The following is a 15,915-nucleotide window of genomic DNA, read 5'->3' as shown; positions in this document are numbered from 1 at the left end:
AAGATCTCCGTCTCTCCACAGTTCTTATATAGACCCCTTTGATGAACCGATTATGATGCTAATTCCTTTTCCTCACCGAACACAGACTTCTCTAGAAGCTCTGCTACATCATATGTCTTCACTTCTTCTTCAACTTCCTTCGCCTTCGTACCATCACTGAGCATCGTTAAGCAGTACGGACATCCAGAGCTGATGACAGTTGGATTCACCGTTAATGCCTGCTCCGTTCTTGCTACGTTGATGCGATGGCCTGTTTCTTCCTCCATCCACATCAACCCGCCTCCTGCTCCACAGCACATTCCGTTCTCACGGTTCCGTCCTTCAATTTCGACGAAAGAGGCACCTGGAATAGCCTTTAAGATATCACGCGGTGCGTCATAAACATCATTGTAACGGCCAAGATAGCATGAATCATGGAAGGTGATCTTCTCATTGACGGCATGTGTCGGTTTCAATCTTCCATCCCGTACGAGTTCAGCCAGCACTTGTGTATGATGGTACACTTCAGCCTCGAGACCAAAGTCCGGATATTCGTTTTTGAAAATATTAAAGGCATGCGGGTCAATCGTAACGATTCTTTTAATGTCATTCTTCGCAAATTCCTCAATATTCTTCGTCGCAAGCTCCTGGAACAAGAATTCGTTGCCAAGGCGGCGTGGTGTATCCCCTGAGTTCTTCTCCTTATTGCCAAGGATGGCAAATTTGACGCCGGCTTCATTCAGCAAGCGCGCAAAGGAAAGGGCAATCTTTTGGGAACGGTTATCGTATGAGCCCATGGCACCGACCCAGAATAAGTATTCAAATTCTTCTCCTGCTTTGGACATTTCCTTCACGGTTGGAACATGTACATCCTCGCGTGCTTCACGCCAAGCCTCACGTTCCTTCCGGTTCAATCCCCAAGGGTTCCCTTGACGCTCGATGTTCTGCATCGCACGCTGGGCATCTGCCGGCACCTTTCCTTCTGTGAGCACCAAGTAACGGCGCATATCAAGGATCTTGCCGACATGCTGGTTCATGACGGGACATTGGTCTTCACAGTTACGGCAAGTGGTACAAGCCCAAAGTTCTTCCTCTGTAATCACTTCACCGACAAGCGCTGGGTTGTACATGTCAATCGCTGCCGCCGATTCGACAGCTCCCTGACCCTTTGCCGCCATCGCGATTTGATTACCCTTTGTGTTAGCAAAGACAAAGGATGGCACCCAAGGCTCTTTGCGTGTTACAGCAGCACCTGTGAAGGTTAGATGATCGCGCATCTTAAGCAGCAGGTCCATCGGGGAAAGCATCTTCCCTGTGACGGATGCCGGACACATATTTGTACAGCGGCCGCACTCTACACAAGCATAGAGGTCAAGCAGCTGAAGGTCCGTGAAATCTTCAATCTTTCCAGCGCCGAACGTTTCCTGTGACTCATCTTCAAAGTCAATCGGCTTTAATTTCGGCGGTGTCAGCCTGTGGAAATACACATTGGCTGGTCCCGCGATCAAGTGAGCATGCTTGGATTGCGGGATATAAACTAAGAAGGTCAGAATAAACAGCAGGTGAATCCACCAAGCTACATAGAACACTACAGCAGCCGCTGTCTCGCTCATCCAGCCAAGCAGGAAAGCAATGGATGAGGCAACAGGCTCAGACCAGTGCAGCTCCCCGCCATGGAGCCAAATTAAAGAGGCACCATTAGCTACCAAAGTCGCAAGCATTAGTCCGCCAATGAAGATCAGTACAAGTCCTGATTTAAACCCCCGTTTCAATCGGACAAGCTTCTCAATATAACGGCGGTAAAACGCCCATATAACAGCGACCATAACCATTAAAACAACAATTTCCTGGAAGAATGTGAAAAACGGGTAGAGAGGTCCAAGCAGCAGGTGTGAGCCTGGCTTAATCCCTTTCCAGATTAGATCGATGGCTCCAAATTGGACCAATATAAATCCATAAAAGAAGAGCACATGCATCGTACCGCTTTTCTTATCCTTCATCAGCTTCTTCTGTCCAAACACATACACCCATATCTTCTCGAGCCGCTTCTTAACATCATTATCAAACTCTTCCTTCTTGCCGAGCTTGATAAATTCGATTCGAGACTTAACCAAGTACGCAAACAGATAGATTGCGTAAGCGGTTACAAGTATGGCTGCAATTAAATTGATCCAAAGCAGACCATTCATCTCCATCCCTCTTTCGCCCCTTATTTGCTGCTACTCTCGCTTGCATGCTTCAAATAGCGGCATTCCTAAATATACCATTCAGTTTCTATGTTCATTTTATATAATGAATGAGCGTTCAGTCAATCTATATCTTCCTATAATTTCAAATTATTCTAAACTCAGGAGGAAATACATGCATCTTTGGCTGTGTGAGGGGGGGTATTTCACGCAAAACTCGCCATACTAACTTCATGGCTGGATATGTATCATTTACCCCTACCCTATTTCCATATTTTTGAAACTATTTCCATTAGAAAGGATGCCCATAATGGATATTCAATTTGGATATGTCTCAACCGCCTTAGACCTCTGGGAATCCTCTCCCTCAAGGACGATTACCTATACACGCTGGAGCAGGCTTTCTCCGAGGGAGCAGAAAGAAAGGCTCCACGAAATAACGAAGCAGAATATTGAATCGACTAAACGGATTCTTCATTACAATATTGCAAAAGAAATCAAGATTTACCGTTTCTCAAGCTCAATTGTACCGCTAGCCACCCATCCTGACGTCAAATGGGATTATCTCACCCCCTTCAAAAAGGAGTGGGCTGAGCTTGGCAGGCTCGTCAAGGAGCATCATCTCCGCGTAAGCTTCCATCCGAATGCCTTCACCCTCTTCACCTCTCCCAATCAGGATGTGACGGAGAAGGCTGTCTGGGATATGCACTATCATTATCGCTTGCTCGAAGAAATGGGTATGCCGGAGGGTGCCTTAATCAATATTCACGTTGGCGGCTCCTATGGTAATAAAAAAGCAGCTGTCAGCCGCTTTTATCAAAACATCAAGAAGCTTCCTGCCGAGATCAAGGAACGGATGACGCTTGAGAATGATGACAAAACCTATACGGCCGAGGAAACCCTGCAGGTATGCGAGCATGAGGAAATCCCTCTTCTATTCGACTACCATCATCATATCGCTAACCCATCCTCTAAAGAGCTAAAATCGCTCCTTCCTCGTATTTTAAGAACATGGGAAGGTCGTGGCTGGAAGCCGAAGATTCATATCTCCTCTCCCCGTTCCGATAAAGAGATACGGGCTCATGCAGCGGATGTGGATAAGGATTTCATTCTCCCGTTCATCCAGCTGGTGAAGGAGACCGGGATTCAAGAAATTGATTTTATCATTGAGGCAAAGAACAAGAATATTGCGATGCAGAAATTAATTGAGGACCTTGCAGCCATCAGGGGAGTAAAGCGCATCAATGGCGGCAAAATTCGATTCAAATAAAAAGACCATCCCATGGCATTCGCTAAGAGGATGGTCTTTTGTCTATTACATTCTTTCCGGAGCGGATACACCGATCAGCTTCATGGCATTTGCCAAAGTAATCTTCGCTGCCTGCACAAGGGCAAGACGCGCTTTGCTTCGCTCTGGATGCTCTGGGTCAAGCACCTTGTCCGCATTGTAGAAGCTATGGAACGTAGATGCCAGGTCAAAGATATAGTTTGTCACACGGTGAGGCATGCGTTTTTCAGCCGCTTCCGCAACTGCCTGCGGGAACTCACCAAGTTTTTTCAATAAGTCGATTTCTTTCTCAGAACCGATTTGGCTGTAGTCAACATCCCCATCAAGAGTGATGCCCATCTCTTCCCCTTGGCGTAAAATACTGCAAATACGTGCATGTGCGTATTGAGCATAATAAACCGGGTTATCATTGGATTGGGACACAGCCAAGTCAAGGTCAAAGTCCATATGAGAATCTGCACTTCTCATGGCGAAGAAGTAACGAACCGCATCAAGGCCGACCTCTTCCATCAAGTCTCTCATCGTAACAGCTTTACCTGTACGTTTGGACATCTTCATTTTCTCGCCATTTTTGAACAAATGAACAAGCTGGATGATTTCCACTTCAAGCGTATCTTTCGAATAGCCCATCGCTTGGATAGCTGCTTTCATACGCGGAATATAACCATGGTGGTCTGCACCCCAGATGTTGATTAATTTATCAAAGCCGCGCTCAAGCTTGTTCTTATGGTATGCGATATCCGGCAATAGGTATGTGTAAGAGCCATCATTCTTGATTAATACACGATCCTTGTCATCGCCGTATTCAGTAGAGCGGAACCAAGTTGCTCCGTCCTTCTCATAAATATGGCCCTTCTCACGGAGAAGCTCCAATGCAGGCATGATTTTGCCATCCTCATAAAGGGATGTTTCAGAGAACCATACATCAAATGGTACGCGGAAGCTTTCAAGGTCCTTCTTCAGTTTCTCCATTTCATATTTCAAGCCGTACTCACGGAAAAACTTGAAGCGTTCTTCATCACCCTTGCTAAGGATTTGATCGCCAAATTCCTCTGCCAGGCGTTTTCCGATATTGATGATATCTTCACCATGGTAGCCGTCCTCAGGCATCTCTGCATCAAGACCAAGCGCTTGCTTGTAGCGTGCTTCAACAGAGTAGGCGAGATTATTGATTTGGTTTCCGGCATCATTGATATAGTATTCGCGGGATACGTCCCAGCCTGCTTTATCAAGGATATTGGAAAGTGAATCCCCTACAGCCGCTCCGCGGGCATGTCCTAAATGGAGGTCTCCTGTTGGGTTTGCAGATACGAACTCAACTTGAATTTTTTCGCCCTTACCGACATTTGATTCCCCGTAAGCTTCTTTTGCTTCAAGGATGGTAGGAATCAAATCAGTTAGATAGCTATTATCTAAGTAAAAGTTAATAAAGCCCGGTCCTGCAATCTCAATCTTTGAGATAGAAGCCTTGCTTGTGTCGAAATTCTCAATAATCGCTTCCGCAATTGCTCTTGGCGCTTTCTTGGCAACACGCGCAAGCTGCATCGCCATATTCGTTGAATAATCACCATGTGCTTTATCCTTAGGCAATTCAAGGATGACGCTTGGAATTTCTTCTTCTTTCGCCAAGCCGGCTTTAAGGACAGCCTGTTTGATTTCTTCTTTAATTTGATCCTGAATTTCCGTTACGATATTCATTACTTCTTTTCCTCCTTGACCGTTAATGTAAGGTGATAGTGCCCCACATTTTCATCCTGCAAAAATAAATGATAGGAGACCTTGAATTCTTCCTCATTCGTCTCTTTATTGACGGTATGACTTAGGGCATTTGTATGTGTCGATAAATCAAGTGTACCATGAATGCTGTCATATGACCCTTCCGTTACGGAGCCAATTTTGAACAGTTGCTTCATCTTCACTGCACCGCTGCGGATGATGATCATTTCGTTTCCATCATATTTCACCGTCGTATTGATCTTCCCGTTATTCTCTACATGTTCGATGTAACGGACATATGTGGCATTGGGCATATGGTGCAATGTCCCAAAAGTGACCAGTTCGATATTCTCGACATCGTCCTCATGTTCGATTTTCGTCTTCAATCTCACCATGACCTCTTTAGCTGCGTTACTTTTTTCCTCGGTCATTTAATGAATTCCCCCTGGGATTTGTATTAGTACTCAATTCTACAAGTATAAGATATTGAAAAACAGTCTGGCAACTTGTCGGACCATATTTCCTAAAAAACCATGGTCTGTCATGCCTCTTTAGTAGTATGGACGTGCCGCAGGCATTCTTAGCCGTCTTTTTCTTCCAAACTTAAAAGAGTATAGTCCAATCCTATATAAAAGTAAAGATTTTCCCCGAAAGCCAAATTTCTGTTTAAAACAGCCCCGTTTTTTTCATACTACTGGTAATGAATGAATTGACACCAGAGACTAAGGGGGAAGGAATATGTCCAGAACCGAACGCAAAAGAAGAAAACGATTCATCTACCGTGCCATTACATTTGGCACCATACTCGTCACGACCGTCTCCCTCGCCTGCTTGGCCGCCATTTGGACTGGCATCAAAATAGCAGGCGCACCTGAGGTGACCGTTCCGCAAACAACCGTTTATTTAGCAGATGACCTCCAGCCTTTTGGCGAAAGCCATGGTGCACAGAAGCGTTACTGGGTATCTCTTGATCAGATATCCCCTTATTTAATTGATGCGACGATTGCCGTGGAGGACCGCCAATTTTTCTCCCATCACGGGTTTGATTTAAAGCGAATTGCCGGAGCGGTCATTAAAGATGTGGCTGCGCGCGCGAAGGTTCAAGGTGCGAGCACGATTACACAGCAATACGCCCGGAACCTCTTCCTTGGGTCGGAGAAGACATGGACACGAAAGGCAAAGGAAGCATTCTATACACTAAGGCTGGAGGAACATTATTCGAAGAATGAGATTCTAGAAGGATATTTGAATACGATTTATTATGGGCACGGCATGTATGGCATTGAAGCCGCGAGCCATTATTATTTTCACAAAAACGCAAGTGACCTGACCTTAACAGAGGCCAGCATCCTTGCCGGCATCCCAAAGGGGCCGAGCCTCTACTCGCCGATTCATTCACCTGAGAATGCAAAAAGGCGCCAGGAAATTGTACTCCGCTCCATGGAGGCAACCGGTGCTATTACGAAGGCCCAAGGTGAAATGGCACAGCAGGCATTCCAGCATACCGCCTTATATGGCTCTCTTGATACAGAGGATTTAGCGAAGGCCCCCTACTTCCTTGATGCAGTGAACCAGGAGCTTCGTACAGTCCTGCAGGGGCGGGAGGATCTCATCCGCGCCGGCGGCTTGACCGTTTATACAACATTGAACATTGCCCAGCAGGCAAAGGCAGAGGACATCGTGACCGCTCATATCCCGGATAAGAGCGAGCTGCAGGTAGCCCTCGTTGCCATGAATCCTAAAAGCGGCGGAGTAAAGGCCTTGATTGGCGGAACTAATTATGAAAAGAGCGCCTATAACCGTGCAACCCAATCGCTGCGCCAGCCGGGGTCAACCATTAAGCCGCTCCTCTATTACACAGCCCTTGAAAAAGGCTTCACCCCTTCCACAACGATGAGGAGCGAGGAAACAACCTTCTCCTATGATGAAGGGAAAAGCAGCTATACGCCGCATAACTTCCGCAATCACTATGCCAATGAAGCCATCACGATGGCCCAGGCGATTGCTGTATCGGACAATATTTATGCGGTCAAAACCCATCTCTTCCTCGGTCAGGAGGAGCTCGTCAAGGCCGGAAAGCGATTCGGCCTCACCTCCAAAATGACGAAGGTGCCATCGCTCGCCCTTGGTACATCTGGTGTTAAGCCGATTGAGATGGCCAATGCCTATAATTACTTTGCGAACGGCGGCAAGAAGGTCAAGCCCTTCTTCATCACAAAGGTCCTTGATCGTGATGGCAGCACTCTATATGAACGCAAGCCGAAGAAGAAAAAAGCACTGGATCAAGCCAATGCCTATGTCATGACGCAAATGCTCACCGGCGTCTTTGATGAAAAATTAAATGGATACGCCTCTGTCACCGGCTCCTCCATCATCCCGAAGCTATCCCGGCCCTATGCCGGCAAATCCGGTTCAACGGAATACGACAGCTGGATGATTGGATTCACGCCGCAGCTGACAACCGGCATCTGGGCCGGCTATGACCAATCACGCAAGCTTGAAACCAAATACGATAAAACAACCGCTAAGCAAATCTGGGCCGAATTCATGGAATCCTCCCATGAGGACAAGCCTGTCACCGACTTCAAACAGCCAAAAGGCGTAATCGGCGTAGAAATTGACCCCGTCACAGGCATGCTTGCCGATGAAAACTGTCCGGTGAAGAGGATGACCTATTTCAAGAAAGGCAGCGAACCGAAGGAAATTTGCCCGCTCCACGGACATACTGAAGATAGTACTGATCAGAATTCTGGCACAGATAAAGAGAAACAGCCTTGGTATAAACGCTTTTGGCCGTTTAAGCATGGAGTTTAGGATGAGGAACCGCTGATCCCGAGTTTGGGATTGGCGGTTTTATTTTTGAGTTTTCGTTTTAATCTAGCATTTTCGCTCTTAACCTAGGATTTCCGCCCTTACGGTTAGATTGTCGCCCTTACTCTTATATTTTCTCCCTAACGACCAGGTTTCCGCCCTTAAAACTTGCCGTTCGCTCTTAAATCACCTTTTTGAGAAAATCCCTTTTGAAAATCACCGCCCTGCGGCGCTGAGAAATTAAAAATGGACAAGCTGGAGGTGGTTTTTGAAAGGAATGTTGATTTTTTATGAGAAACTTCATGAAAAAACAGATTTAATTACGCTGTTTTGATTATAGCGGCCTGTGCCTGCTCTTATTCCTCTAAATATTGATTCGCCAATGCTGGGTTCAAATACCGCCCCATCCCTGTTTTTAGCTTTCTCATGCCAAATTGGCGGTAGAAGTCTTCATTGCCGGTTGTTGATAGCAGATGAACACAGGAGACATCCTTCAGCTGTTCAAGCAGGTTCTTCATGACTGCTCTGGCGACACCCATCCCTTGATTGTCACGATGAACGACTATATCATAAATAGCTGCGTTAAACACTCCGTCGGACATAGCGCGGCCAAAGCCGATGATGCGCCCGTCTGCTTTCGCGATTGCCATCACATTGCTTGCCTCAAATACATGCTTGATGCGTTCATTTGTATGCTTTGTCCAGCCTACGGAGGCGTAGATCTCTCTCATCTCATTCCAATCAGCATGCTCCGTATTTTCATATAGGACGATATCCATCTTAATTCCCTCCGCTCCAATAAAACAAAAATCCCCAAACCGGTATTCGGTTCGGGGATTTTCGTGTCCTAGTTCTACGTGAATGTACAATTTCACGTGATTTTAGTTTACTTTTTTTGGTTGCAGGCGACAAGTGATATGCCAATTAGCCGCCTAATTCCTTCCACCAAGTTCACATTTCTGACACATTTAGTTGCTGCTTCAATTCGTCTGAGGAATTGTTCCATAGGTCTTCATTATGGCTCTTAAGGAAGTCGGCGAGGACTTTCTTTGAGCTGTCGTCCATATGGTCAACGATGATGTGCCGTTTAAGGGATTTATCCATACGGTTTACATGCTCCGGCAAGGATTTATACCCGCGGCGGATTTCTTGGTCAACGGTCATTTCACAGGCTGTTACACCGGCATAGTAAGCACCAGTCGGCGCCTGTTCAATCGTTACCCAGACGAGCCAGTATGGTTTTCCGTTTGGCACTTCTTCTTTGTTCGGCAGGAATTTGATTCGTCTTTCGATTTCACTGCGCGCATGCATGGCACCGATATCGACGAATGCTCTCTTTTCTTCCACATCAACGAAGACAGGAGAGACATTTTCAAGGCTGAGGGCACCGATGCCGTAGCCTTTATGGCCGTCTGTCGGATTGTTTTTAATAATATTGAAGGTTGGTTTTTTCTTTTCTTGGCTCATGGTCCAATCAGAAGCCTCCTTTTAATATAAAATCGAATATAATGCATCCCGGATGCTCGGTACAAGATTATAGAGAATAGGGTCAATCGTGTAGTTGCCGAGCGGCGTAATGACAAGAATAAGGAAGATCAGTACCCCATATTGCTCGTACTGCGTCATTTTTGCCCGCAAATCCGGGTTGACAAGGTCCTCTATTATACGATACCCATCTAATGGAGGAAAAGGCAATAAATTGAACACGAACAGCAACACATTGATATTAATGAATATGCTAATGAATTTGAAGATAAAATATGGGATCATCATTCCGAGATTGAACTGCTGGATGAAAAGAACAATCAAAACCGCCACAAACGCGAGTACGAGATTGCTTAAAGGCCCTACGATAGAGACGATAATTCCGTTCAAACGCGGGTTTTTGAAGAAGAATCGGTTCACAGGTACCGGCTTAGCCCATCCAAATCCAAATAGGATTAGAAAGATGGCCCCAATCGGGTCTATATGTACGAGCGGGTTCAAGGTCAGCCGCCCTTGATTCTTTGCTGTTTGATCACCAAATTTATAGGCCGCATAGGCGTGGGCATATTCATGTACCGTAAAGGCAATTGCCAGCGTGACAAGCATATACGGTAAGTTGGTGATGATATTTTGAAAATCCACAAACATCTCCCTTTCGGCTTGCCTCCATTAGATTTAAGAGGCCAGCTTGCTTTCTCTTTCTATTTATGAAAAACTAATCCCATATCCATGATAACCAAGGAGGAATATCCATGCCATTTGTGACTGTAAAGATGCTTGAAGGACGCACTGAGGAGCAAAAGAAAGCCCTTTGTGAAAAAGTAACGGAGGCGGTTTCTGAAACTACGGGTGCTCCGCGTGAAAATATTACGGTCTTCATTGAAGAAATGTCCAAAAACCATTATGCCCCTGGCGGTAAGCGCTTAAGCGACCAATAAAGCCTGATGGCAAAGAATGGAGCAGAGACTGCTCCATTCTTTTTACTTTATGAATTCATGGATAATGGCTTATTGTTCTCCATCAGTTGGCTGACATAGATAAAGGCCTCTTCCATTTCCTCAGCCGTATAGTTCTGCTTTGCCTTCAGCTCTTGAATCTTCTGAATGACCTCCGGCTTCGTTAAATGGTCAAAGAAAAGGATCGTTGAAACAAGCTCAAGGAAGCGGGCGGGCTGTCCGTTAAGCTCCTTCAGACAGAGGGCAAGACGCTCATCAAGGCCGTCCTTATACAAGGTCAGGAACTCGTGTCCGGCATCGGTCAATGAGTAATCATATTGAAGGTATCCGTTCTCCTTATCCTTCAGCTCCTCAATTAACCCAAGATTGCGCAATTCCTCAATCTTTAGTGTCAATTCCTCTGAGTATGGCCCGTAAAAATGAAATTCAAATTTCTCATGAAATGGATATTGTAGTTTCTTTGATATAAAGATCATCTTTTGAAGCTTTTTTCTTCCAGCAATATGCCCTGCTGCATTTATGGCTGAAAGGATGCGTGCATGATCCTTTAACACCATTCTTCACCTCTTTTGTGTATATTACTCCCACTCGAGTATTCGCTTGATTTCTTCTTTCTCCTGCCTGTGTGTTGACATGTCCCCAAGCATATCGGCAGGGAAATAGAGCTTATGATCTGTTCGCCTTTTACCGGAGATGGCATCCACGATATCCGATTCACGGGACAGCTCCTTCAGCTCTTTCTTCTTCGATAACAGATAGATTGGTACCCGTTCCTCTTCTTCACCTGGACGGTAGAAGTCATATGGAAGGTCAGATGACGAGTCGAGCACTAAATAATAGTCTGGGTCGAGCTCTGCCTTCGCAAATAACTGCGTTAATTCAAGAAGCTTCTTCATCTCTTTATTGGATGGCGTGAACTCAACATATTGGAATAAATCGCGGTTATTGAACCGGCGGCATAGATCACTTAAGATAGGATCCTCTTCTTCTTCCCATTGCTGGAAGTAATATAGCATAACAGCATCGTCCAATTTCAGGTAGTCTTGAAGAGTAACCGTATGGGTAAATAAGGAATTAAAATGATATGGTTCGTGTTTAAAGTGGTAATTTTCTTTATAAAGCTCTTTGGCACGATGGAGGATCTTCGTCAGAATGACTTCTGCGCTCCTCGTAACCGGGTGGAAATAGACCTGCCAGTACATTTGATAGCGGCTCATGATATAGTCTTCTACCGCATGCATGCCGCTTTGCTTGAAGACGACCTGCTCCTCTGTCGGACGCATCACGCGCAGAATACGTTCCATATCAAATTGGCCATAGCTGACCCCTGTGAAATAGGCGTCGCGCAGCAAATAATCCATCCGGTCGGCGTCAAGCTGACTTGAGATTAAGCTGACAACAAGCTTGTTCGCATGCGTCTTCGCAATGACCTCCGCTACTTCCTTCGGGAAATCTTCGTTCACTCTTCTGAGCACTTCATTGACTTCTGTATCGCCGAGGATAATCTTACGCGTGAACATTTCATGGTCCATTTCAAATACCTTCTCAAACGAATGTGAGAACGGTCCATGGCCTAAATCATGCAAGAGAGCCGCACATAAGGATAATAGGCGGTCCTTTGGATTCCATTGCTCCCGCCCGTCAAACACACCATCCACAATCCGTCTCACAATCTCGTATACTCCGAGAGAGTGGTTGAACCGGCTGTGCTCGGCCCCGTGGAAGGTCAAATAGGTCGTGCCAAGCTGCTTAATGCGGCGCAGGCGCTGGAACTCTTTCGTGTCGACCAGGTCCCAAATGACGCGGTCATTGACGTGCACATAGCGGTGCACCGGGTCTTTAAATACTTTTTCTTCGTTCATTTTCTGCAGAGAATACTCCATCTGATTCCCTCTTCCTTCTCAATCATGTTTTTATTATAGCTTGTTTGATTTAAAAAACATATTCTCGCCTCCTTTTAAAAAATGGTTTTTTTGCCATGTAAAAACCTCCATGCACTTTCCTGCATGGAGGCAATCCTTACTCTTTCGTTCTGAAATTCCATAACGGAGATCTCGTCCAGCCGCCGTAGCTGTCACTGAGCTCCACATACCAAAAGTACTCAGTATCCTTAGTTAAATCGCGGAGCTTAGCCTTCACCTTTCGATTCTTTTTCCCCGCATAATCACGTCCGATTGCTTTGTTCGTGTAGACATTAACGCCAATATAATCAGTGGCAACCTGCTTATGGATTGGGTTCAATTCAAGCCCTTCAATGGTGAATTCATCCTTCTCCGGCTCAAAGAAATTATGGTCATCTAGATAAGGTGAATACGTCTTTACGCTCAGCCGCTTATGAGCAGGGTCAAAGTGCAGCATCCTCATATAGCCTTGACCGCCTTCAGGACCGCTTTGATAGTCAGCAAGCATCTCATACACCTTGCGCACATGTCCAGGCCTTTCCTTCACCGGGATCTCGGCGGTATGCCGGCTGGCACCTGGGATATGGCCCGCAAGCACAAGCTTGATATTGTCATACCTTCGAACGATTTTATTGAAGACCTGCTTGCCATTATAGGTTCGGCTCCCCTCATCATCCAAATAATTATGGACAGCGAGCACGACATTCCGCTCCGAATAATGGCGCAGCACACGGTCGACCCATTTAAGTGTCTCCCGGCTGGTTTCATGGCCCCAGCCTAAATAGAGGAATAAGAAATCATGACCGCCAAATGACATCAGGTCATAATGGTTTCGATTCTGCTTCGTCCCATTGTAGAACGGGCTTTCATGAAAGCGCCGCTTGCCGAAATAGCGGGCATAATTACGATAATCATGAACAAGATTCCCGACATCATGATTGCCGGATAAGACTCCATATGGAATACGATTCTCATCAAGAATGCTCATCGAACGGTCGGCCACATCCCATTGTTCCTTATCCCAGCGGACATTGACGAGGTCACCTGTATGGATGACATATTCGGCATTCCCTAGCTGATTCTGAATACGGATCCAATTTGTCATGACCGGAAACACATGGGCAAAGGTCTCAGAATAATATTGGGTATCCGACATCCAGACAAGATTAAACGGCCGATTCACTTCATCAACAATCTTATCCTGGATAAGCACATCGACCAGCCCATCCTTCATATAAGTCTCCGGCTCAATGCTTGACCGCAGGGTAAAATCATCCTCCCCATAGCCGTAAACGAGGGCATCCCATCTTGACTGAAGCCTGTTCCAAGCATACATAGTCACCCGCCTGCCCTGGAGGGAATGTCCAACCCACTCAAGCTCCACCTCTTTGAGGGCAGATCCGGGTTCAGCTACTTTTACCTGATAACGCTGATACGGGAAGCCAGAATCCGCTTCAGTGGTCCAATACTTCCCATCTACCTTGGAGATTCGTCTCAGTTGCCGTCTCTTCACAGGTTCCTCTCGTTCTGTCGTCAATCCCTTCGGCGGCTCCTCAGCTGCAATGTTTGTGTAAGCCTTCATTTGCCCGCCTGCCGCATCATACCGATGGCCGGCATAAAATCTCGCCAGCAGCTTATCATCGGTTGGGTCCTCCACCTTCACACTTAAAGAAGGATGAAGGGAGACGTCCTTCTCCCCCTTTTTCGGGCTGATCTGCCCAGAGATGATTGGTGTCTCCTCAACAATTCGAAACGGGATTGTTTTCTTTGCCCGATTACCTGCCGCATCTGTCGCTACAAATCGAACGGTATGCTTGCCTTTCTTCAGCTTGCCGGAGGAGGTGGTGTACGGCAGCTCGATTTCTTTTCCGTCTAAATACCCCTTCACTGATGCGATGGAAGTGATCTTATCCTCCGGGTTGGCAGTAATCGTAAAGGTGCCTTTATAGGTTTTCCCCTTCTCAGGGGTGACTGGATTGAGCTTCGGCGGCGAATTATCGAAGACGGTTTGTGCCTCATACTCCGCTTCCCCTTCTGCCTTAATGAGATGGATTCCATCCTCATAAGCCGATGTATCAATCTCTGCTTGCAACGTCTTAAATTTATCGGCAGAGATATGGAACTCAAATACTTGAATGAGTACGCCCTTCTTCCCAAGTGCCCAAGGATGTTCATCCCGGTAAGCCTTCTTCAACTCATCCCCTTCTGCATTGATACTTTTAACCATCTTTGGCCGAATAATTGTTCCATCATCAAGCAGCAGTTTACTATTTTTGACCGTAAAGCGGTCTGCCTCCTTCACATCTGCGACCTTTCCTGAGCGGTACACCTCCCTTTTCGTTCCGGTATGGATGGCAATCCGGTTCTTCCCGGGCTTCAGCGTCTCAAGCGGAATCGATATTTCATATGGCTGGTACTCGCCCTCTGTCGGTGCAAGCGAGGCAATCAATTGTTTTCCGACAAAGATGGCGCTCTTCTTCCGCTCATCAATTCCAAGCCCCTCAAATACGAAGGCAGCTGGCTTTCCTAATGTTTTTTGCGTGGGAAGCGGCATGCTATCCAATGTTAAATTCAGCTGTTCATCCGCCCAACGCTTATGTACCTGAATCTTCTTTACACCACGCAAAATGGTATTATCCTGAACAGACAGCCCCGGCTTAACAGACTTGTACATCGCTGGATTTCCGACCTTAATGGTCTTAAACCCCTTAGCCGGATAGCGAGTTGTCGTTCCTAAACCATCTGACAACTCGAAAAAGTACTGCACATTTGGCTGGGCACCGTAGATGTCATAACGTGAGATGTTTCCTTGGAAGGTCTCCAATGTTTTCATGGTGAAATTGACGCGGGAATACGTTTTATCCTGCGCCCGTTTATAAAACATTTCCACCCTCTTCGCCTGCTCTCGTCCCTTTACCTCCACCTCAAGCTCAAGGTCTGTCCGTTCAGGGATTTCAGCTGGAAGACTAATTGGTGCAAGGGTCAATTGCGCTCCTGCCTGCTTTTCATTCCATTTGTCCGGTACTTGCTCATGCGTGACCCTGCCAGGCGACGGAGCCGTTTCATCGAGCTGCTTTAGCTTCTTTTTCTTCCCTGAGTGGCGGAAATGTGTATTTCCAGTTTCATATGAAACATAGGAGACGACAGCCCCAGTATCAGTGGCAAGGACGAGCGTATTCTTGCCCTTATTCTTCAAGGACCCTTTTATGGTCGCCAAAAGCTCGACATCCATCTTGTAATGCTTCTTAAATTCAGCCGACGGGCGATCCTTCGTAAGCCATAAAACAGCGGCCTTGCCTGGCGGTACCATCGTCCGCTCCTTCAGATCCCAAGTGCGCATCGTTTCATCCATTGCCAAATAGCGAAGCGCATAATCACCAAGATTCACCGGATCGCTCGTATTATTGTAGATCTCGATATATTCATACTGCTTCCCGCTCGGGGAAACCTCTGTAATCAGCAGATCCGGTATCTCTTCCCTGTCATGAAACGGAGAAAATCCCGCTCCGAAGATAAAGGCTGCAGCAATTATCAGTAAAAACCTCATTCGATCCCCTTCCCCATCTAAGATTCCTCTTAGTATGGTTCACAGC

Annotated in this window: 12 protein-coding genes; 3 read left to right on the top strand and 9 right to left on the bottom strand. The window is 46.4% G+C overall.

What is annotated here, in order from left to right; translation table 11 throughout:
* Positions 1 to 50 precede the first annotated feature (50 nt).
* Positions 51 to 2,168, bottom strand: a complete 2,118-nt coding sequence (locus tag AC622_RS00495; protein WP_049669284.1) for a heterodisulfide reductase-related iron-sulfur binding cluster — start codon at positions 2,166 to 2,168, stop codon at positions 51 to 53.
* A 307-nt stretch (positions 2,169 to 2,475) separates the two neighbouring features.
* On the opposite strand from AC622_RS00495, the gene uvsE reads away from it, so the two are divergent.
* Positions 2,476 to 3,435: a UV DNA damage repair endonuclease UvsE gene (uvsE, locus tag AC622_RS00490; protein WP_049669283.1), complete on the top strand. Its 960-nt coding sequence runs from the start codon at positions 2,476 to 2,478 to the stop codon at positions 3,433 to 3,435.
* 45 nt (positions 3,436 to 3,480) lie between these two features.
* Here the strand turns inward: uvsE and argS are convergent, their stop codons facing one another.
* Both argS and AC622_RS00480 read right to left on the bottom strand, forming a co-directional pair.
* Entirely contained in the window at positions 3,481 to 5,151 is a 1,671-nt protein-coding gene (argS, locus tag AC622_RS00485) for an arginine--tRNA ligase (protein ID WP_049669282.1), read from the bottom strand.
* Positions 5,151 to 5,600 (bottom strand): DUF1934 domain-containing protein, encoded by a 450-nt coding sequence (locus AC622_RS00480; protein WP_049669281.1) that lies wholly within the window; start codon positions 5,598 to 5,600, stop codon positions 5,151 to 5,153. Before AC622_RS00480 ends, argS begins: the two co-directional genes overlap by 1 nt.
* 307 nt (positions 5,601 to 5,907) lie before the next feature.
* Here AC622_RS00480 and AC622_RS00475 point away from each other — a divergent pair, with 307 nt between their 5' ends.
* Positions 5,908 to 7,983, top strand: a complete 2,076-nt coding sequence (locus AC622_RS00475; RefSeq protein ID WP_049669280.1) for a transglycosylase domain-containing protein — start codon at positions 5,908 to 5,910, stop codon at positions 7,981 to 7,983.
* 353 nt (positions 7,984 to 8,336) lie between these two features.
* On the opposite strand, the gene AC622_RS00470 is transcribed toward AC622_RS00475, so the two are convergent.
* The 3 genes from AC622_RS00470 to AC622_RS00460 all read right to left on the bottom strand — a co-directional run bounded on the left by AC622_RS00470 (position 8,337) and on the right by AC622_RS00460 (position 10,113).
* Positions 8,337 to 8,759, bottom strand: coding sequence for a GNAT family N-acetyltransferase (locus tag AC622_RS00470; RefSeq protein ID WP_049669279.1), 423 nt, complete (start codon positions 8,757 to 8,759; stop codon positions 8,337 to 8,339).
* Between the two features lie 172 nt (positions 8,760 to 8,931).
* Positions 8,932 to 9,447 (bottom strand): YwhD family protein, encoded by a 516-nt coding sequence (locus AC622_RS00465; protein WP_049669278.1) that lies wholly within the window; start codon positions 9,445 to 9,447, stop codon positions 8,932 to 8,934.
* A 21-nt stretch (positions 9,448 to 9,468) separates the two neighbouring features.
* Entirely contained in the window at positions 9,469 to 10,113 is a 645-nt protein-coding gene (locus AC622_RS00460; protein WP_049669277.1) for a site-2 protease family protein, read from the bottom strand.
* A gap of 104 nt (positions 10,114 to 10,217) precedes the next feature.
* Here AC622_RS00460 and AC622_RS00455 point away from each other — a divergent pair, with 104 nt between their 5' ends.
* The gene (locus AC622_RS00455) at positions 10,218 to 10,403 is read left to right on the top strand and encodes a 2-hydroxymuconate tautomerase (protein WP_049669276.1); all 186 of its coding nucleotides are present in this window, start codon (positions 10,218 to 10,220) and stop codon (positions 10,401 to 10,403) included.
* A 47-nt stretch (positions 10,404 to 10,450) separates the two neighbouring features.
* Here the strand turns inward: AC622_RS00455 and AC622_RS00450 are convergent, their stop codons facing one another.
* From AC622_RS00450 to AC622_RS00440, 3 genes are all read right to left on the bottom strand, one after another.
* Positions 10,451 to 10,975 carry a YwgA family protein gene (locus tag AC622_RS00450; RefSeq protein WP_049672702.1) on the bottom strand — a complete coding sequence of 175 codons (525 nt, stop codon included), beginning with the start codon at positions 10,973 to 10,975 and terminating at the stop codon, positions 10,451 to 10,453.
* A 24-nt stretch (positions 10,976 to 10,999) separates the two neighbouring features.
* Entirely contained in the window at positions 11,000 to 12,304 is a 1,305-nt protein-coding gene (locus AC622_RS00445; protein WP_049669275.1) for an HD domain-containing protein, read from the bottom strand.
* Between the two features lie 136 nt (positions 12,305 to 12,440).
* On the bottom strand, positions 12,441 to 15,869 hold the full coding sequence (locus AC622_RS00440; RefSeq protein WP_049669274.1) for a lamin tail domain-containing protein: 3,429 nt from the start codon (positions 15,867 to 15,869) through the stop codon (positions 12,441 to 12,443).
* Positions 15,870 to 15,915: the final 46 nt, after the last annotated feature.

It is taken from the genome of Bacillus sp. FJAT-27916 (genome assembly GCF_001183965.1).
Taxonomy (GTDB): Bacteria; Bacillota; Bacilli; order Bacillales; family Pradoshiaceae; genus Pradoshia.
This window is presented reverse-complemented; position numbering and strand designations above follow the sequence as displayed.